The organism is Halopseudomonas oceani (assembly GCF_963677335.1).
Taxonomy (GTDB): domain Bacteria; phylum Pseudomonadota; class Gammaproteobacteria; order Pseudomonadales; family Pseudomonadaceae; genus Halopseudomonas; species Halopseudomonas oceani.
The window spans coordinates 380,224-399,353 of record NZ_OY781932.1 but is presented as its reverse complement, the minus strand read 5'-3'; the positions used below and the strand labels follow the sequence as shown (position 1 = coordinate 399,353).

Here is a 19,130-nt window from a genome sequence, read left to right as displayed (position 1 = left end):
CACACTGGGGTAGGCTGCGAGAATCCACTCGCAGCCGGAGCGTCGCATGAGCAGCCAACCTGTCAGCGCCCAACGCATCACCGCCCGCACCGCCGAAATCGGCGGCACCCTGCCGGTCAACCGTGTACTGCCCACCCGCCAGCGCCGCCAGATCGGCGCCTGGTGCTTTCTCGATCACGCCGGCCCCGCCCGCTTTGAATCAGGTGAGGGCATGCACGTGGGCGCCCACCCGCACACCTGCCTGCAGACCTTCACCTGGATGATCGAAGGCGACGTGCTGCACCGCGACAGCCTCGGCAACGAACAACTGATCCGCCCTGGCGAAGTCAACCTGATGACCGCTGGGCGCGGCATCAGCCACACCGAAGACTCCACCGAAGCCACCGACCGCCTGCACGCCGCCCAACTGTGGATCGCCCTGCCGCCACACATGGCAAACGCAGAACCCGCCTTCACCTACTACCCAGACCTGCCCACCTGGCAGCAAAACGGCATCGACTTCACCCTGCTGGTCGGCGACGTCGCCGGCCACACCTCGCCGGTCGAGGTCTACAGCCCGCTGCTCGGCCTGGATATCCACAGCCCCAGCGGCGGCAATTGCGAACTGACCCTCAACCCGGCTTTTGAACACGGCCTGCTGGTGATGGAAGGCGAGCTGGACCTGGACGGCGAACGCTTCGCCGAAAACGAACTCGCCGCCCTCGACCCCGGCTCCACGGCCTTGCACCTCACCCTCACCCCCGGCAGCCGCGCCATCCTCATCGGCGGCGCACCGGCAGAGAAAGTGCTGATGTTCTGGAATTTTGTCGGCTACAGCCGCGAATACATCATCGAAGCAACGCGGGAGTGGCAGGCCGAGTCTGCGCGCTTTGGGAAAGTGGCGGGGTTTGATGGGGAGCGGTTGGCGGCGCCGGCGTTGCCGTGGCGGAGTGCCTAATTGCGCCATAGCCCGGCGGTAGGGTGGACACAAGCGAAGCGTTGTCCACCAAGCGGCGTATGAGACTGAGCACCGAGCTGTTGTTGCACTCGTTCACCGCTATCGCCCCGCACCGCGATCCCGGTACTTCGCCGTCATCCCTGACTCTCTCGTCATCCCCGACTCACTCGTCATCCCCGCCCCTTCACCGTCATCCCCGCGAAGGCGGGGATCCAGACACGCCACCACGCCAAACGAATGGATTTCCGCCTGCGCGGGAAAGACGGTTATGGGGATTTGATCTGTTCTGCTCGTCTGCGCTGATTCTTCAAACAACCTTTTCGCCCTTACGGCGAGCAGGGGGAAATGCATGGCCATTTCCCCCTGCTCCCCAACGGGTCTGCTCACGACCAATCGCGAGCCGCGTTGCAGTTTAAAAGCGTGCCGTGCAAGGCGCGGGCCGCAGGGAATGGCTAGCCCTTTCCAAGGTCCGTAACGCAGCAGGGCACGTTTTTAAACGCAACCCTCCGGGCCGTCGCCTGTTTTGGCGCATTGCTGCGTTACTCGTCACTCATTTGGAATAACCAAATCACGTGACTCGCGCCTTGCACTGCGCCAAAACAGGCGACGGCGCGGCCGCGATTGGCCGCGAGCAGACCCGATGCCACGCCGACTACACGGCCCTTAGGGTTCGCTGCGTTGCTCGGTCTGACGGGGAGACCTCGCCGGCCGCCCGAAAACTCGGGGCTGCGCGCCTCAGACATCCTACGCTTCTCTTTCCCGCCAGCCCTGCGCTACTCGCCCGCGTAAACGGGGATCCTTGGGTCCGTGCACTAGTCAGCCGTCTTACTGCTGGCCGCAGGATCGAGTTTTTATGGTTGTGAACTGGGAGCGAGATGACTTAGAAAGTGCAGTTTGGAAACTGCGAAACGCCGCATTAAGGTGTGAGCAACGCAACCACGATACTTAACCTTAACACCGTAAACACAAAACCTAACGATGGAATGAATAATGCCAAGCGTTGCGAATCACTCTTAAATGCTTTGTTATGTGATTTATCGCACTGGTTGAATGTTATTTAACTCCTGATAGAAATAATCAATCGCCTTGCTTGGGGCCCGGCCAAGTCTAAAATTCAACAAGTTACTTTCTTGCATTTCATGCCTACGCTCTTCTGACGCGAGGTCAAACTCAATTTGTGTTGCCAAATATTCAAGAGCATATTCTTCAGAGTAATCTGAGCCATCGGATAGTTGGAGGAAATCCAGTAATTCTTGACCACTTGCTCGCTTACTTATTATTGCGTACAACATTCCAGGATTAACAACCTTCATAAAGCAGACTACCGCCATCATGTCTTGATAATACTCGTTCATAGGTTCATTGCGAGAGTTCTCGATGATTGCAAAGTAAGTTAAAATTCTCTCGATATCTCGGAATGAGGGTTTTAGGTGCTTAACAAGTGATTTAAGCATTTGTGCAGCAGCTTCATTGTGAATCCGTTTCCCTGCTGTCATCAAACCAAAAGAAGTCGTTAGGTACTTGGCACCATCATCTTGCTGATATTTTCCCGATGAACGAGGTAAGGATAACCAAACATTTATAAATTTTTGTAAGTATGTGACCGAGTCAATCCCATCACCATATCGACACTTGACTGATTCTTCTAGCTGCTTACGGTTCATGACGAGCAAGAAGGTTATGCCTGATACCGAGAAAAGGTGTTTAATATTTTCTAATAGATCTAATGCGAAATCAGGTCTACAGCGATCGAGCTCATCAATAACGAAAACAATGCGCTTTCCAGGGGTATGGTTGAGCGCAACATCAGATAAAAACTCTTTGAAATTCTTCAGAGCTAATTTGTCTGCTTTAGAGCTTTCAAACTTGGATGAGATTATTGAGTCTACTTGTTCTGAGACTAATGTAGAAATGTCTTTTTCAGCTTGATCCAATACTGTCCCGTCGATTACACCAGCAGTTCCGAGCCGAATGCCAGTTTTGATCACGCCACGACTAAATGTCTTAAAGACTTGAGCTGCCTTCTCTTTAAACTCTTGCTTCTTGCTTCTTGCTTCTTGCTTTTTGCCTTGTCCTCTAGTAATTCATATATTTCTGAAGCCAAAGCTAAGAATGGTTCTTTTTGGTAGTCATTTTCAAAAGCATCAAAATAGATGGTTTCTAACGGCGGCTCTTGCTTGTGTCGATTTTCACCAGACCACATTTTTATGAATGTACTTTTACCTTCCCCCCATTGGGCGTCTAAGGCTAGAACCAGATTTTCATCTGAGTTGTTGATTAAGTTATATAGCTGATCACCAAATTGCTTTCGATGGAACAGATCTTTCTCCGTAGAGAAGCCTTCATCGTCACTAATTTGTAATTCTGGAACAGTTAATCTCACAAGGTTTCTCCTAAATCACAGAACGCTTGGTTAAGGGGCGGGCTTTAGCCCGTCCCAGTGAGCGCAGCGAACGATTTGAACCACTTGTTAGGCATTTAAGAGTTCAGTATGGCTATAGCTTCATGATTGCCACTATTTCGCCATTCTTCTTCGAAGCGTTCTCTTAGTTTAGTTAAATCGAAATCAAATTCTTGTGTAAGCGAGTTTGTAATTGTAGAGGTGGTGGTTTTGTATTTGAGCACTCCATGAAGCTGTTTGTGATTCTTTAGAAATACTGCTTGCTCATTTGCATTAGAGAAACTCCCTTCGAGTTCACCTTGCAGTGTAACTAGTAGCGATGAATTAGGGGTTAGGGTTGCGGAGTTTTGAATTTGACTTGAGTTGACTTTGTTGAAGGTCTTAATGGTGTTTGATAGTTTTATATTTGACTCATTGTGCTCTTTCAGGCTAAAAATAAGGTCGCTTAAACTTGCAGGACTAGACTGGTTGTTTATTATGCAGAGTTCTGCTTTTAGGTTGGCTTTTTTAAAGGAGTGTCCATTCCCGCTAGAAAATCTTCCGTTCGCTTCTAGTACCTGGACTGTGAGTTCTTCGGTTCTTATAATTTGGTCTGATTTCCAAATTTTGAACGTTGCAAAGTAAAAGCAAAATAATGCTGCAAGATATGTTAGGTAGGTGACGTATACACCAAGCCCTCCAAGTGACGGTGTTACTATTGCAATAATAAAACAGCATATCCCGAATTTTGCAGCGCCGATTTCAAATATTTTTTCCAAATACTCTTTATGCTGAGTCATATTGTGATTTGCCTAACGTCGCAAATCAGCCGCGCGCGCCTTTGGCGCGTCGGCTGGATTTGCTTTGTTATGTTCATCTTGCATTGAAAATAGGACCGAGCAAGGCGCGTAAATCTCCAATAGCATTCCCATATTTATGCTTAGTGTATATTTTATATAGAGCTCGACGAATCTGTATTTCATCGATTCCGGTGGTTAGACTTATGCTTTCAACCACATTGGCAATCTTTTTCTTGGCCAGATCGCGTGGGTTTTGACTTTGAAGGGCTTGATAATCCGCAGTCTGAATGATTCGCTCTATGTTGATGGCGTGACCTGGAAAGCTATTTCGTATTTCTTGCCTAACATGTTGCCCCTCAATCATACCGACAAGCCCGACCTCCGGTGTGCACGGTAAGTAATTCAATACCCGTCCAGATCTGTTAAAAAGATCTAAAAGCCGATGATCGTTGCGCCGTTGAGCAGACCTAAGCGATTCAGTCTTAACGTCCTCATCTAAGAAAGCAAACCTACGGACGTAGCTGGGAAATATCTGTGACGAACCGTTTACAAACTCCAAGACCTGAACGAAGCCACCAACTGGTGCAATTTTGCATAGAGGCTGATAGTTAATGTCGGGATTAGCTATTGCTAAATACTCTTGAATCATCTGTTCAAGTAGTAACCTTGCCTGCTTGTCTTCAACGAAAAACACGAAATCGGCGCCCAATTCATCATCAAAAGCAATCTCGCCGAGTATCTGCGCAGGATAGGGGTTCCTAATTGCCTCAATCGTATTTCGGCCTTTGTTTACTAGGTGAATGAGGTTTCGCCTTCCTGCTGATTTTACAATTGATGCGGAGTGAGTAGAAAAAATGACTGTAGTGTTCTTGTCCCGACTTACGGAGCGCAATTTTTCGAGCAATCTAACCTGTGCCTGAGGATGTAAGGCCATTTCGATTTCATCAATCAGAACTAGGCCGTCATTTGGAATCTCCGATATGCGTTTGGCAAGCCTAAGGATACAAAGCTCACCAAGGCTGAAGCTTTTTTCAGAATAGTATTTATATGCGTGCCCCTGCCCGGGGCGATAAGGAATCAAGAATGCTTCGTTCCCTCTACCTCTACGGGTGTTTACGAATTTTAAATTATTCCATTTATCGTCCGCTAAGACAGCGACTAAAAAATCCTTTATATCGTCACTCGCGTCTCTTAGCCGGTTGGGTGCTATTTCATCGGAAAAAGGTTCAATTCGTTCAGAATTGGCTTCGAGGTAAGACACTGTAGAAAATGGAAAATCTTCCAATACTAAGGAATTGGCTCTGGGACGTGCCCTCCACCTCTGGCCGCCGTATCTATACGTTACCGATCTGCCATTGATCTCATAGATTATTGATGCGTTGTCATATAGGTCAACCCTATCAGCTAAAGGACTTGTTCGGAAAAATTTCTGGAAACCATAGGAGTTCCTAATACGATAAAGAGTCGCCAATACAGTAGACTTACCAGTCCCGTTTAGTCCGGTAAGAATCCAAACGCCGCCTGATGGGATCTCAAAATCGAGACTCACTATCCCTTTCACATTCTCGAATTTTATTCTCATGATTTCCTAAACATAACAGTGATTATATCGCGCTAACTTTAATACACGGCATAGCGCCGGATGCCGCGATCTCATATTCTCTTATATTTCAATGGATTAGCGACATTCTCGCGCGAGTGCCGGACGTTAAACCGCACGAGGCTTAACGCTCCACTGATCGACGGCAGAGGCTTGCATGCAGGCGAGGGTGCTGACGGGTATTCGAGATGAAATGAGTCGAGTCTATGTAGCATCCATGCCTCCTGACGGGGCCGCGAGAAGTGCGGTGATTTGATAGTGCTACTACACGCCGCGTTTGCCAACCCTGAATTAGGCTAAAGATTAGGTGAAGTAGCGCGGCCTTGGCGCGCAAATACGGACGTGGCGAATGCACGGACCCCAGTCCCGTTTACGCGGGCGAGTAGCGCAGGGCTGGCGGGAAAAAGAGCGGCAGCATGTCTGAGGATCGCAGAGCCGAGTTCTGCCGATCCCCGTCAGACCGAGCAACGCAGCGAACCCGCAGGGCCGCGTAGTCGGGTGCCCCGGGGGATCGCTAAGGGGGGCTGGGCAAGCAGCCCCCCTTGGCTCGCCGGGAAGGCGAAAAGATGACGTGACGAGTTCGCGGTGACCTCTGTGGTAACACTAAAGCCGGACGCGGAGCGTCCTTGCAGGCATTCGCACGCGGAGCATGGGGACGATCAAAATATGCCCGAACTCCGCGCTGCGTCAGATGCCGCTTGGTGGACAACGCTGCGCTTTTCTCCACCCTACGGATGCGCTAGCCCGTGTAGTGCGCCCTGTGCTTGTAGGGCGCTGATAACGTTCAGCATCTCCCGCCTCGCGGCCTCCTGACTCACCACCCTTAATCTCACCTGCTGCCCCGGCGCGCACTGCGCCAGCCGCGCCAGCGACAGCGGCGTCACCGCGCCGAGGCGTGGATAACCGCCGATGGTCTGGCGGTCGTTCATCAGGATGATCGGTTGGCCGTCGGGCGGCACCTGAACCGCGCCGAGGGGGATGCCTTCGGAGATCAGGGCCTGGCCCTGGTAGCGCAGCGCGGGGCCGGTGAGGCGCATGCCCATGCGGTCGGCGCGCTGGTCGAGGGTCCAGCTCTGGTTGAAGGCGGCGAACAGGCTTACACCGGCGAAGCTGGCGATTTGTGCGCCGGGGATCAGGTCGAGCACGACTTCGTCACCCGGATACCAGAGTGCGTCTGCGGGCAGAGTGCGCGGTTCGGTGTTGCTGGCCTTGCCCAGCAGGCGGTCGCCGTTGTGCAGGCCGCGGCCATTGCCGTGCAGGCCGCCGAGCTGTTCGCGCATGACGGTGGCGACGGCGCCCATGACCGGGTCTGCCGCAAAGCCGCCGGGGGTGGCGAGGTAGGCGCGTACGCCGCGCTTGGGGCTGTTGAACCGCAGGGTCTGGCCGTGGCGCAGCTGGAAGGCCTGTCCGGGTGCCAGTGGCTGATCGTCGAGTTTCGCATCCAGATCGGCGCCAGTCAGTGCCAGCCAGCCGCTGGCTTGAACGTGCAGTTGCAGTCCGCCAAGGGGGATTTCGATCACGGCGGCGTCTGCTGAGTTGCCGAGCAGCCAGTTGGCCTGCTGCATGGCGACCCAGTCCAGCGCGCCGCCCTGGGTGATGCCCAGATGGCGCACGCCAAAGCGGCCGCCGTCCTGCAGCTGGGCAAAGCCGAGGCTGTGTTCGACCAGCAGCTCGATCATGCGCTGACCTCCATCGCCGTGTCGTCCCCGCCCAGGCGGATGAATTCGGCGTGGTCGATGGACACAAAGCGCACGCGGTCGCCGGGTTGCAGCAGGCTGCCGCGCTCGGCACTGAACAGGGTGAGCGGGCAGCGGCCGATCAGGTTCCAGCCGCCGGGTGAGGTCAGCGGGTAGATGGCGGTCTGGCGTTCGGCGATGCCGACGCTGCCCTTGGGTACGCGCTGGCGCGGGGTGGCGAGGCGAGCGGACGCAAGCGCTTCATCCACCAGCCCCATGTAGGCAAACCCGGGCGCGAAGCCGAGGGTGAACACCGGGTAGTCGCGGCTGCAATGCTGCTCGATGACCTGCTCCGGGCTGAGCCCGGCGCGTTGGGCGATGCTGGTCAGCTCGGGGCCGACGCTCTGGTTATACCAGACCGGGATGGCATGGAGGGTGCCGGTCTCATTCGCCAGCGGCTGCAGGTTGTGCAGGCTGCTGTTAATCAGCGCGATGGCCTCTGCTTCGCTCAGGGCGTGCAGGTCGTAGTGCAGCAGCAGGGTGGTGTAGGACGGCACCAGATCGATCAGCTGCGCGCCGAAGGCTTCGCGTAGTTGTTCTGCGGCGGCGATCAGCCAGGGCATGTTGGCTTCGTCGATCTGATCAAACAGCCGCACCATCAGGCTGTCGATGGCTGCGCTCTCGATGCGCAGGTTCACAGCGCGTCCAGTGCGGCGCGGATACGGGCGACCACGGCGACCGATTCGGCGTTGTCGCCGTGTACGCAGAGGCTGTTGGCGCGCAGGGTCAGCTGGCTGCCGTCGCTGGCGGTGATCGGTTCGCCCCGGGCAAAGCTCAGTGCCTGGGCCAGAATGCGCTCCGGGTCCTGATGGACGGCGCCGGGCTGGTTGCGGGGCAGCAGGTAGCCGTCCGGGTCATAGCCACGGTCGGCGAAGGCCTCAAACAGCAGGGCGATGCCTTGCTCCGCGGCCAGCTGTTCGGCTTCGCGGTTGTCGCGCCGGGCCAGCAGCATCAGCGGCAGCTGCGGGTTGAAGCGGGTGACGGCGCGCATCACTGCTGTGAGCAGCGCGGGCTGCTTCATCATGTCGTTGTAGAGCGCGCCGTGGGGTTTGACGTAGCTGAGGGTGACGCCTTCGGCGCGGCAGATACTGTCCAGTGCGCCGAGTTGGTAAAGCAGCAGGTCTTCCACTTCCTGCGCGGAACAGGCCATCGAGCGGCGGCCAAAGCCGACCAGATCCGGGTAGGCCGGATGGGCGCCGATACGCACGCCGTGCTGCACTGCCAGTGCGACGGTGCGGCGCATGGTGGACGGGTCGGAGGCGTGAAAGCCGCAGGCGATGTTGGCGCTGTGCACATGCGGCATGACGGCTTCGTCCATGCCCATGGTCCAGGCGCCGAAGCTTTCGCCCATGTCGCAGTTGAGTTGTAGCGGCTGCATGGTTGCTGGTTGTCCTGTGCTGTCACCGGCGCGGCGAGACTGAACCATTTGCGTCGATTGCTGCCGGATTTACTGTGTATTCATGCTGTATGGCGCGCGTTCGCCTCACAGCCGTTGGTTCATCGATTGTAGAGAGGAGCGATATGAAGATTCTCATGGTTCTCACCTCACACGACAAGCTTGGCGACACTGGCCATAAAACCGGCTTCTGGTTGGAGGAGTTTGCAGCGCCCTATTACGTGCTGCGCGATGCCGGTGCCGAAATCACCCTGGCCTCGCCCAAGGGCGGCCAGCCGCCACTGGACCCCAAGAGCGCCGAGCCGGATGCGCAGACCGAGGCGACCAAACGTTTTGACGCCGACAACGCCGCTCAGGCGCAGTTGGCGCAGACGGTGAAACTGAGTGAGGTTTCGGCAGACGACTTCGATGCGGTGTTTTATCCCGGCGGCCACGGCCCGATGTGGGATCTGCATGACGACGCCGACTCATTGGCGCTGCTCAATGCCTTTGCCAAGGCGGACAAGCCCATCGGCGCGGTGTGCCATGCACCGGCGGCATTGGTTAACGCCAAGGGTAAGGACGGCGAGGCGTTGGTTGGCGCCAAGCGGGTGACCGGGTTCTCCAACTCTGAGGAAGACGGCGTTGGCCTCAGCGAGGTAGTGCCCTTCCTGCTGGAAGACGCGCTGAAGGAAAAGGGGGGCGTTTACAGCAAAGGTGAGGACTGGGGCGAGTATGTGCTCGTCGATGGCTTGCTGGTCACCGGGCAGAACCCGGCGTCATCCGAGAAGGCGGCGCGTGAGTTGCTGACGCTGTTGAAGGTGCTGCCGGGGGTGTGACGGGTTGATTGGTGGCTGGTTCTTGGATGGAGCTGCTGCCGAGTCAGCCTTTCGCCTTTTACGGCGAGCCCTTCGGGTTTGCTGCGTTGCTCGGCTTGGCGGGGATCGGCAGAACTCGGCTCTTCGAGCCTCAGACATGCTGCCGCTCTTTTTCCCGCCAAGCCGGCGCTACTCGCCCGCGTAAACGGGACGACAATCAGTGCACACTCCAACATCAGGTGGTGGCACGAAATGCCTTTAGCATCCGGATGTCTGATGTCTATTCGTGCGGCCGAGTTGAAGCTCGGCCCTTGCGACGACACCATCCTTGCCGCTTGCCGCTTGCCGCTTGCCGCTTGCCGCTTGCCGCTTGCCGCTCCTAGCTGAGAATCATATTGGTCGCTGTGGCGTAGGCATACAGCGAGCCGGTTTCATCGCGCAGATACCCTTCGCTGATGATCAGGCGTCGGGTCTTGTTGATGACCTTGCCTTCGGCGATCAGCGTTTTGTTGAAGGGCACCGGTTTGCACATCTTCACGTTCAGTTCGATGGTGCCGTAGCCTTCGCCTACGCCCAGGGTGGTGTGTGCAGCGCAGCCGGTGACCGAGTCCATGACGGTGGCAGCAAAGCCGCCATGCACGCCGCCGAGCGGGTTGGTATGGCTTTCGTTGGCGGTGGCTTCAAACACCACGCGGCCCTCTTCGGCCAGCTTGACCTGCATCGGAATGGTCTTGGAAATCGGTGCCAGGGGCAGCAGGCCGTTGGCGACAGCTTGCAGGATCTGCAGGCCGGTCATGTCTTTCGGGTTCATTACAGGGTCCTTGAATGGGTCAGGCTGCAGCAGCCTGGGGTTGGCTGGCGAACCAGTCCAGCGCATCGCGCCAGAGGGGTTCGGCGTAGGGGCGGAAGTAACCCATATGGCCCAGCGGCTTGAGGCCGAGGGCCTTGGGGTCGATATCCCGTGGTTGGTAAGCGGCGCCGCTGAAGGCGCTCATAAAGGCGTCGCGCGAGTCCGGGCCAGCCCACAAGTCGTCGAGCGAGACGGCGCCGACAATCGGCGTACGCACAGCGGCAAAGTGGTCGTTCAGCCAGGCCATCTTCGGGTCTTCAAAAAAGTAGCGCGGATAGCGGCACCAGCGCTTCCAGTCGCGGTAGACGCCCTTGGGCAGGTCTTCGCCGAGGCCGAGCCAGTTCCACGCCTGATAGCCTTTTATGGCCACAATCAGCGGCAGCACCAGGTTCCACATGAACTGTACTTTGCGGCGCTCGCCTGTGGGCATCCAGCCGTGCCAACCAGCACCGGTGCCGAAGGTGTAGACGGCGTGGATCGCATCGCGGTTGGGCAGCAGGCCGAAGGCGTGGCCGCCGAACGAATGGCCGACCAGATACAGCGGCAGATCCTGCTGGCCGAGATAGTCGACGCCGGCGGCGAGGTCCTTGTCGGCCCAGTCCAGATAGTCCATCTCGAAGCCCTTGAGGCTGGCTGGGGCCGAGGCGCCGATACCGCGGTAATCAAGGGTTAGCGTAGTGAAGCCGTTGCTGGCGGCAAACTCGGCAAAGCGCCGGTAGAAGCCCTGCGGCACACCGGTGGCGCTGCCGACCAGAATCTGCCCGCGTGGTTCGCTGGCCGGGTACAGGGTGGCGGCGAGCTCGTAGCCATCGGCGGCGGTCAGGGTCAGGCCTTGCGGGGCGAGCGATTCAGTGGCCATTGGCAAACTCCTTTTGTTGCAGGCGAACGTGGCTGAGCAGGGCGCGGAAGGCGCGTTCGAGCGGTTCGGTACTGCCGGCAGCGCGGGCCATGATCAGACCGCCCTCGTAACTGGTCAGCACCAGCACGGCCAGGTCGGCAGCGGCCTCGGTGGGGAAACCGGCGCGGCTGATCTGTCTAGTCAGCAGGTCGCGCAGGGTGGCGAAGGCGCCGTTGAGGGCCAGCAGCAGGTCGGTGTCGTCGGGTGAGCAGTCGAGCGCGGCGGCGGCCAGCGGGCAGCCGAGCTTGAAACGACTGGCGGCGATGCGCTGCAGCGCGCTGTCGATCCAGGCCGCGAGCGCTTCCAGCGGGTCGTCGAAGCGGGCAAACATCTGCTCCAGAAACCGCGTCATCTCCGCCTCGGCATTGGCAATAGCGGCCAGCGCCAACTCTTCCTTGCCGCCGGGAAAGTGGTAGTACAGGCTGCCCTTCGGCAACCCCGCAGTTTTCAGAATCTCAGTCAGGCCAACGCCATGCAGTCCCTTGCTTTGCAGGGCATTCTGCATGGTTTTGACGAGAATATGGCGGCTATCTTCTTTGCTCATGGCGCTAGTTATAGACCGATCGGTCTATGGAGTAAAGCGGGATGTATGGCCAAGCGACAAGCGTTTAGCTCTCCTGCCGGTCACGGCATGCCGTGACCCTACGCAAAACGTGTCGGCAAACCATGCCCTTTGCGTCATTAAATTATGATTGACATTTAAATGTATTTATTTAAATTATGATCATAATTCAAAAGGCGCTAGCGCCCTCTTTCTCCAAGGAGCACTGCCATGACCTCCATCGTGATTGCCGGTTATTTGCGTTCACCCTTCCAGTTCGCCCGCAAGGGAGGGCTGATCAACCTGCGCCCTGACGACCTCGCCGCTCAGGTACTGCGCGGTCTGGTCGAGCGGCTGGATCTGGACCCTACCCTGCTGGAAGACGTGATCATGGGTTGCGCCTACCCCGAGGGTGAGCAAGGCACCAACGTCGCACGTATTGCCAGCTTTCGTGCCGGTTTCCCCGAGACCCTGGGCGGCGTGACGGTGAACCGTTTCTGCGGGTCGTCGATGACCGCGATCCACTTTGCCGCCGGGCAACTGCTGCTCGGCGCCGGTGAGGCCTATATCGCCGCCGGGGTCGAGTCGATGACCCGGGTGCCGATGGGCGGCTTTACCCCCTCGCCCAATCCGACCCTGCTGCAGAAGTTCCCCGAGGTCTATATGGCGATGGGGCATACCGCCGAGGAAGTGGCGCGGCGCTTTGATGTAAGCCGTGAGGATCAGGATGCGCTGGCGGTGCTGTCGCACAGCAAGGCCGCCAAGGCGCGTGACGAGGGTCTGCTGGCGGATGAAATCGTGCCGGTCACCACACCGGATGGGGTGGTCAGTGAAGACGGTTGTATTCGTCCGGGGACCAACATGGAGGCGTTGGCTGGCCTGAAACCGGCCTTTGGCGGGGTCGTCACCGCCGGTACTTCCTCGCCGCTGACCGACGGCAGCGCCGCCGTGCTGGTTTGCACCGAAGACTTTGCCCGGCGCCACAATCTGCCGATGCTGGCGCGCATCAAGGCGACGGCGGTGGGTGGCTGCGCACCTGAGATTATGGGGATGGGGCCGGTTGAGGCGACACGTAAAGTACTTGCCCGCGGCGGTCTGACAATCAATGATGTCGACCTGATGGAAATCAACGAGGCGTTTTCCAGCCAGTCACTGGCCTGCTTGCGGGAACTGGGCATGCCGCTGGAACGCGTCAACCTGGACGGTGGCGCGCTGGCGCTGGGCCACCCGCTGGGTGCGACCGGTGCGCGCATCACTGGCAAGGCGGCGGCGCTGCTCAAGCGTACCGGCGGCCGTTACGCGGTCGCAACCCAGTGCATTGCCGGTGGTCAGGGGGTAGCGACGCTGCTGGAAGCAATCTGACCGGCAGTTGAAAAGCTAGCTGCCTCGCCGGCGCTTTTAAACGCCTGTCTGAATTCAGATAACAACAGGGCCGGTAGTTGGCCCGCAGGGAGAGAACATGACGTCTGCAGCCAAGCTGGCCGTGCTGGTAGGAATTCTGGGTGGATTGCTCGGATGCCGCGAGGAAGCGGCGCCCGTAGCCGACAACAGCGAGGCGCCGGCGCGGCTGGTGTTGTCGATGGAGGTTCATCCGGTTACCAGTGATGGTGCCCTGTTTACTGGCGTCGTGGCCGCCCGTACCGAAAGCGAGTTGGGCTTTCGGGTTGCCGGTGAGGTGATCGAGCGACGCGTCGATCCCGGCGACCGGGTCAAGCGCGGTGATGTTTTGCTGGTGCTGGATGTGGACGACTTCGAACTGGCCCTGCGCGCTGCCCGCCAGCGGGTGCGTTCGGCCGAAGCCTCGGTACGTCAGCTGCAGAGTGATGAAAAACGCTATCGCCAACTGGCCGATAATGGCGCGGTCTCGCGTCAGGCGCATGATCAACTGGTAACCGAGCTGCGCGTCGCCGAAGCCAACCTGGCCTCGGCCCGTGCCGACGCCGCGCAGGTAGAAAATCGCCGTGGCTATTCGACGCTGACCGCCGATGCCGATGGTGTGATTACCGAGGTGCTGGTTGATCAGGGGCAGGTGGTCGCTGCCGGTCAGGTGGTTGCCCAACTGGCCCACAGCGGTGCCCGCGAGGCGGTGATCAATATCCCGGAAACCCAGCGTGGACTGGCCAGCGGCACGGCGCAGGCATTCCTGTTCGGGCATCCTGACACGCCGCTTGGCGCGACCCTGCGCGAACTGTCGGCGGTGGCTGACCCGATCACCCGGACCTACCGTGCACGGTATGTGCTGGAGACCGCGGGCGAGCCGCTGCCGATCGGCTCGACGGTGAGTATTCGTCTGCAGGACAGCCAGAGCACGCCGCAGCTGCGGGTGCCGCTCGGCGCGCTGCTGGATCAGGGGCACGGCACCGGCGTCTGGGTCATTGATGGCGATAACCGGGTACGCTTTACCCCGGTTGAGGTGGCTCGCCTCGGGCAGGAGTTTGCCCTGCTGAGTGGTGGTCTGGAAGACGGGCAGCGGGTGGTCGCTCTGGGCGCCCACCTGTTGCATGAAGGTGACGCGGTGAAACTGTTGCCCGAAGGCCAGCTGGCCGGGACCGAAGCAGCGCGGAGCCTGTGATATGAGCCGTTTCAATCTGTCTGCGCTGGCGGTCCGTAACCCGGCGGTGACGCTGTTTCTGATTATCGCAATTTTGCTCTCGGGGGCCTTTGCCTTCGGCAAGCTGGGGCGCGCCGAAGACCCGTCCTTTACCGTCAAGGTGATGACCATTACCGCCGTCTGGCCAGGCGCAACCGCATGGGAAATGCAGGAGCAGGTCGCCGACCGGCTGGAAAAGCGACTGCAGGAGCTGGACTACTACGACCGGGTGGAAACCACCGCGCAGCCGGGCTTTGTGTCGATGAAGGTGCAGTTCCTCAATTCGACCCCGCCGGCGCTGGTGCCCGAGCTGTTCTACCAGACCCGCAAGAAGCTCAGCGACGAGGCGGCGAGGTTGCCCAATGGTGTCTCCGGGCCGTTCTTCAACGACGAATACAACGACGTCTATTTCGCTCTTTACGCACTGGAAGCCGGGCAACTGCCGCACCGTCAACTGGTGCAGCTGGCTGAACGCATGCGCCAGGATTTTCTGCAGCTGCCGGGGGTGAAGAAGGTCAACATCCTCGGTGAACAGGCGCAGCGCATTTACGTCGAATTTTCCTATCAGCGGCTGGCAACCCTGGGGCTGACGCCGGAGCAGATCTTTGCCGCGCTGGCGCGGCAGAACGCGGTGGCGCCGTCCGGATCGGTCGAAACGTCGGGGCCGCGGGCCTATATCCGTCTCGACGGGGCCTTCGACAGTCTGGAGCAGATCGAGAATGTGCCGGTGGTCGCCAATGGGCGAGTCCTGCGCATCGCTGATGTCGCCGAGGTGCGCCAAGGCTATGAGGATCCGCCGAGCTACCGCATCCGCCATCAGGGCGAGTCGGCGCTGATGCTCGGCGTGGTCATGCAGAAGCATTTCAACGGCCTGGAACTGGATCGTTCGCTGCAGGCGGAAGAAGCGCGGGTGCGGCAGAACCTGCCGTTGGGTATCGAGTTCACCAAGGTGTCGGACCAGGCCAGCAAGATTCGCAACGCGGTTGACGAATTCATGCTCAAGTTCTTCGTTGCGCTCGGTGTAGTGATGCTGGTCAGCCTGCTGGCGCTCGGCTTCCGGGTCGGGCTGGTCGTGGCTGCTGCGGTGCCGCTGACGCTGGCGGTGGTGTTTGTGGTGATGATGATGACCGGTCGCGAGTTTGACCGCATCACCCTCGGTGCGCTGATCCTGTCGCTCGGTCTGCTGGTGGACGATGCCATCATCGCCATTGAGATGATGGTGGTGAAGCTGGAAGAAGGCATGGACCGGCTGGGTGCGGCAACCTACGCCTGGTCGTCCACCGCCGCGCCGATGCTGACCGGCACGCTGGTGACCATCATCGGCTTTCTGCCGGTGGGGTTCGCTCGCTCCGGCGCGGGGGAATACGCCGGCAATATCTTCTGGATCGTCGGCTTTGCGCTGATTGCGTCCTGGGTGGTGGCAGTGGTGTTCACGCCCTACCTCGGGGTGAAGATGCTGCCGAACATTGCCGCCAAGCCGGGTGGGCATGACGCGCTTTACGATGGCCCGTTCTACCAGCGTCTGCGTTCCACCGTGCTGTTCTGCGTGCGGCATCGCTGGTTGGTTACTGGCCTGGTGCTGGCAGCGTTCGTACTCTGCGTGATGGGCATGAAGGTGGTGAACAAGCAGTTCTTCCCCAACTCCGACCGCTCCGAGGTGATCGTCGAGGTTTACATGCCGCCGGGCACCGCGTTCAAGAACACCGAGGCGGTGGTGGATCGGGTCGAGCAGGCGATCATGGCCGAACCGCAGACGCTGATGGTTGACTCCTACGTGGGGGGCGGCGCGCCGCGCTTCTTCCTCTCGCTCAACCCCGAGCTGCCGGATGCAGCCTTCGCCAAGCTGATCGTGCAGACTACCGATGCGCACACCCGTGATGCGCTGATTGCCCGGCTGCGCGAGCGGGTGAGCGCCGGCGAGTTTCCGGAAGCGCGGGTGCGGGTGACCCAGCTGGTGTTCGGGCCGCCGGTGCCCTTCCCGGTGGTGTTCCGGGTCAGCGGGCCCGAACTGGGGCCGCTGCGCACGATTGCTGATCAGGTGCGCGCCCGGGTTGAGGCCAATCCGCTGACCCGCGACACCTTTATCGATTGGGGCGAGAAGGCCAGCAGCTACCGTCTGCAGCTGGATCAGGACCGTCTGCGTCTGCTTGGCTTTACCCCGGCGCAGGTCAAATCACAGGTCAACGCCCTGCTCTCCGGCAACCCGATTACCGAGGTGCGTGAGGGCACCCGCACGGTATCGGTGGTGGTGCGCGCGGTCGATGCGCAGCGGCAGAATCTGGGTCGCATCGAGGATCTGACCATCACCAACGATGCCGGTCAGGCGATTCCGTTGCGCCAGGTTGGTAGCTTCCAGCCGGTCATGGAAGACCCGATTCTGCGCCGCCGTGACCGCGAACTGACCTTCGAGGTGCGCGCCGATATCGTTGCCGGCACCCAGCCACCCGATGCGGCCATGGCGGCCTACCGCGACCTGGCCGATCTGGTAGATACACTGCCGGCTGGCTACCACATCACCATCGGTGGCCCGGTGGAGGAAAGTGCGATTGCCAACAAGGCGCTGGCGGTGCTGTTCCCGATCATGATCCTGCTGATGCTGGTGGTGATCATGTTCCAGGTGCGCTCGTTTGGGCTGATGTTCATGGTCTTCGCCACCGCGCCGCTGGGGCTGATCGGCGCGGTGCCGGCGTTGCTGCTGTTCAACCAGCCGTTTGGCTTCAACGCGATTCTGGCGCTGATCGGCATTGGCGGCATCCTGATGCGCAATACGCTGATTTTTACCGACCAGATCCAGCAGAACCAGCACGCGGGCATGGCGATCCGCGAGGCCATTATCGAGGCGACGGTGCGTCGTGCCCGGCCGGTGGTGCTCACTGCTCTGGCTGCGGCGCTGGCGTTTATTCCGCTGACCTTCTCGGTATTTTGGTCGTCGCTGGCCTTTGTGCTGATTGGCGGGGTAACCATGGGCACCCTGCTGACGCTGCTGTTCCTGCCCGCGCTCTGTGCACTGGTGCTGGAGCGCAAAGCGCGTTCGTCGGCTGAGTTGGAACCGACAGAGGCGAGCGCCGGTCAATCGGTGTAAGATTATGACCGGCATTCAATGTTAGGAGGCGTCATGCGCTATTCAGAAGACCACAAGGCCAGAACCCATCAGCTGATTCTCGATGAGGCGGCCCGCCGGTTCCGCCGTGATGGCGTTGGCGCGACTGGCCTGCAACCGTTGATGAAGGCGCTGGGCCTGACCCACGGTGGCTTCTACGCGCATTTCAAATCCAAGGACGAATTGGTGGAAAAGGCCCTGCGCCACGCGGTCGACAACCTGAAGACCTCGCTGGCGATGCACACCGGGCCGGACGTACCGCTCGCGGCGCTGCTCGATACTTACCTGTCTGACGGGCATCGGGCGAACCCCGAGCAAGGCTGCCCGCTGCCGACCATCTCTGCCGAACTGGGCCAGCGCGGCCAGCAGAGTGAGATTACCGACGAGGTGGTGGAAGACCGGCTGGACAATATCGCCAGCAAACTGGAAGGCGACGACAGCCGTGCACAGGCCATGCTGGTGCTCTCGGCGATGGTCGGCGCGCTGCTGCTGTCGCGCAGCGTCAAGGATGAAGCCCTGTCTGCCGAGCTGCTACAGAGCACTCGTGAGCAGCTGAAGGCGCTGACTGAGTCGGCTTGATTCGTAGGTGCTAAATGAAAAGCCCCGCTGGCAATAGCGGGGCTTTTTGCTTTTTCAACTAACTGTCCGAGTAACGCTAAACACGCGACTGCGTGGGCAGACTGCCAAATGCTCTGATGGTGGAGTGTGCACAGAATCCAGTCCCGTTTACGCGGGCGAGTAGCGCAGATTTATCGGGAAAAAGAGTCGCAGCATGTCTGAGGAGCGGAGCGACGAGTTCTGCGACTCCCCGATAAACCGAGCAACGCAGCGAACCCGAAGGGCCGCGTAGCCGGGTGCCCAGGGGGATCGCTAAGGGGGGCTGGGCAAGCAGCCCCCCTTGGCTCGCCGTAAAAGGCGAAAGGCGGATTTGGCGGCGGCACAGGAAAGGAAGCGCTCAGTCATGCCTCACAACCAATACTTCGGATAACTCCGCGGGCTACGCAGATTATTGACCGCCCAGGCGGTCAGCACGATAACCAGCGAGCCGACCAGCACCGGAGACACCAGATAACTCAGCGGCGCGTGAGCCATGATCACCACTAGTGGGTCAGCGCCGGCTGGCGCATGCACGGTGCGGGTGACCTGCATGACCGCCAGCGCCAGCGCAACGCCGACCGCGCAGGCCAGCCAGCTGTCGCCGAGTAAGGTGACGACCGCCAGGCCGACCGCGGTCGCCACCAGATGGCCGCCGACAATGGCGCGCGGTTGCGCCAGCGGCGAATCCGGTACGCCAAACGCCAGCACACAGCTAGCCCCGAATGGTGCCATCAACCACGGAATGCCGGATAGCACGCTCAGCCCGCCAGTGATGGCAATCGCGATGAGGGCGCCAAGCGACGACAGCAGAACGAATTTCAGCGGCGGCGCGGGCGGGGCATCAGAGTGCAGCAAGCGGCGGATTGACATGGGGACATCCTGACAAAGAGTGAAAAGGAAGCGATTTC

General features: G+C 59.2%; 17 protein-coding genes. 6 read left to right on the top strand and 11 right to left on the bottom strand.

Translation table 11 applies throughout. The features are described from left to right. Nucleotides 1-46: 46 nt before the first annotated feature. Nucleotides 47-937, top strand: a complete 891-nt coding sequence (locus tag ACKPCU_RS01795; RefSeq protein ID WP_321349406.1) for a pirin family protein — start codon at nucleotides 47-49, stop codon at nucleotides 935-937. Between the two features lie 1,034 nt (nucleotides 938-1,971). On the opposite strand, the gene ACKPCU_RS01790 is transcribed toward ACKPCU_RS01795, so the two are convergent. The 7 genes from ACKPCU_RS01790 to ACKPCU_RS01760 all read right to left on the bottom strand — a co-directional run bounded on the left by ACKPCU_RS01790 (nucleotide 1,972) and on the right by ACKPCU_RS01760 (nucleotide 8,831). Continuing rightward, entirely contained in the window at nucleotides 1,972-2,925 is a 954-nt protein-coding gene (locus ACKPCU_RS01790) for a KAP family P-loop NTPase fold protein (protein WP_321349405.1), read from the bottom strand. Beyond that, on the bottom strand, nucleotides 2,922-3,320 hold the full coding sequence (locus tag ACKPCU_RS01785; protein ID WP_321349403.1) for a P-loop NTPase fold protein: 399 nt from the start codon (nucleotides 3,318-3,320) through the stop codon (nucleotides 2,922-2,924). Before ACKPCU_RS01785 ends, ACKPCU_RS01790 begins: the two co-directional genes overlap by 4 nt. Before the next feature lie 95 nt (nucleotides 3,321-3,415). Further along, nucleotides 3,416-4,117, bottom strand: a complete 702-nt coding sequence (locus tag ACKPCU_RS01780; protein WP_321349401.1) for a hypothetical protein — start codon at nucleotides 4,115-4,117, stop codon at nucleotides 3,416-3,418. 73 nt (nucleotides 4,118-4,190) lie between these two features. Continuing rightward, the gene (locus ACKPCU_RS01775) at nucleotides 4,191-5,699 is read right to left on the bottom strand and encodes an AAA family ATPase (RefSeq protein WP_321349400.1); all 1,509 of its coding nucleotides are present in this window, start codon (nucleotides 5,697-5,699) and stop codon (nucleotides 4,191-4,193) included. A 746-nt stretch (nucleotides 5,700-6,445) separates the two neighbouring features. Beyond that, a complete protein-coding gene (locus ACKPCU_RS01770; protein ID WP_321349398.1) occupies nucleotides 6,446-7,396 on the bottom strand; it encodes a 5-oxoprolinase subunit C family protein in 951 nt (316 codons plus the stop codon). Next, the gene (gene pxpB / locus ACKPCU_RS01765) at nucleotides 7,393-8,091 is read right to left on the bottom strand and encodes a 5-oxoprolinase subunit PxpB (RefSeq protein ID WP_321349396.1); all 699 of its coding nucleotides are present in this window, start codon (nucleotides 8,089-8,091) and stop codon (nucleotides 7,393-7,395) included. The genes ACKPCU_RS01770 and pxpB overlap by 4 nt, the downstream gene beginning before the upstream one ends. Further along, nucleotides 8,088-8,831 carry a 5-oxoprolinase subunit PxpA gene (locus ACKPCU_RS01760; protein WP_321349394.1) on the bottom strand — a complete coding sequence of 248 codons (744 nt, stop codon included), beginning with the start codon at nucleotides 8,829-8,831 and terminating at the stop codon, nucleotides 8,088-8,090. The genes pxpB and ACKPCU_RS01760 overlap by 4 nt, the downstream gene beginning before the upstream one ends. Nucleotides 8,832-8,974: 143 nt before the next feature. Here ACKPCU_RS01760 and ACKPCU_RS01755 point away from each other — a divergent pair, with 143 nt between their 5' ends. Continuing rightward, nucleotides 8,975-9,667 (top strand): type 1 glutamine amidotransferase domain-containing protein, encoded by a 693-nt coding sequence (locus ACKPCU_RS01755; protein WP_104739930.1) that lies wholly within the window; start codon nucleotides 8,975-8,977, stop codon nucleotides 9,665-9,667. 358 nt (nucleotides 9,668-10,025) lie between these two features. Here ACKPCU_RS01755 and ACKPCU_RS01750 read toward each other — a convergent pair whose 3' ends face one another. Genes ACKPCU_RS01750 through ACKPCU_RS01740 form a run of 3 tightly spaced genes read right to left on the bottom strand, consistent with a single transcriptional unit; the run spans nucleotide 10,026 to nucleotide 11,938 of the window. Next, the gene (locus tag ACKPCU_RS01750) at nucleotides 10,026-10,457 is read right to left on the bottom strand and encodes a PaaI family thioesterase (RefSeq protein WP_104739931.1); all 432 of its coding nucleotides are present in this window, start codon (nucleotides 10,455-10,457) and stop codon (nucleotides 10,026-10,028) included. 19 nt (nucleotides 10,458-10,476) lie between these two features. Continuing rightward, nucleotides 10,477-11,355: an alpha/beta hydrolase family protein gene (locus ACKPCU_RS01745; protein ID WP_321349390.1), complete on the bottom strand. Its 879-nt coding sequence runs from the start codon at nucleotides 11,353-11,355 to the stop codon at nucleotides 10,477-10,479. Beyond that, on the bottom strand, nucleotides 11,345-11,938 hold the full coding sequence (locus tag ACKPCU_RS01740) for a TetR/AcrR family transcriptional regulator (protein WP_321349389.1): 594 nt from the start codon (nucleotides 11,936-11,938) through the stop codon (nucleotides 11,345-11,347). Before ACKPCU_RS01740 ends, ACKPCU_RS01745 begins: the two co-directional genes overlap by 11 nt. A 228-nt stretch (nucleotides 11,939-12,166) precedes the next feature. On the opposite strand from ACKPCU_RS01740, the gene ACKPCU_RS01735 reads away from it, so the two are divergent. The 4 genes from ACKPCU_RS01735 to ACKPCU_RS01720 all read left to right on the top strand — a co-directional run bounded on the left by ACKPCU_RS01735 (nucleotide 12,167) and on the right by ACKPCU_RS01720 (nucleotide 18,204). Beyond that, nucleotides 12,167-13,297, top strand: coding sequence for a thiolase family protein (locus tag ACKPCU_RS01735; protein ID WP_321349387.1), 1,131 nt, complete (start codon nucleotides 12,167-12,169; stop codon nucleotides 13,295-13,297). A 97-nt stretch (nucleotides 13,298-13,394) separates the two neighbouring features. After that, nucleotides 13,395-14,507 carry an efflux RND transporter periplasmic adaptor subunit gene (locus ACKPCU_RS01730; protein WP_321349384.1) on the top strand — a complete coding sequence of 371 codons (1,113 nt, stop codon included), beginning with the start codon at nucleotides 13,395-13,397 and terminating at the stop codon, nucleotides 14,505-14,507. Between the two features lies 1 nt (nucleotide 14,508). Then, nucleotides 14,509-17,607, top strand: a complete 3,099-nt coding sequence (locus ACKPCU_RS01725; protein WP_321349381.1) for an efflux RND transporter permease subunit — start codon at nucleotides 14,509-14,511, stop codon at nucleotides 17,605-17,607. Between the two features lie 33 nt (nucleotides 17,608-17,640). Continuing rightward, entirely contained in the window at nucleotides 17,641-18,204 is a 564-nt protein-coding gene (locus ACKPCU_RS01720) for a TetR/AcrR family transcriptional regulator (RefSeq protein WP_321349379.1), read from the top strand. A 387-nt stretch (nucleotides 18,205-18,591) separates the two neighbouring features. Here ACKPCU_RS01720 and ACKPCU_RS01715 read toward each other — a convergent pair whose 3' ends face one another. After that, nucleotides 18,592-19,092, bottom strand: coding sequence for an HPP family protein (locus ACKPCU_RS01715; protein ID WP_321349377.1), 501 nt, complete (start codon nucleotides 19,090-19,092; stop codon nucleotides 18,592-18,594). Nucleotides 19,093-19,130: the final 38 nt, after the last annotated feature.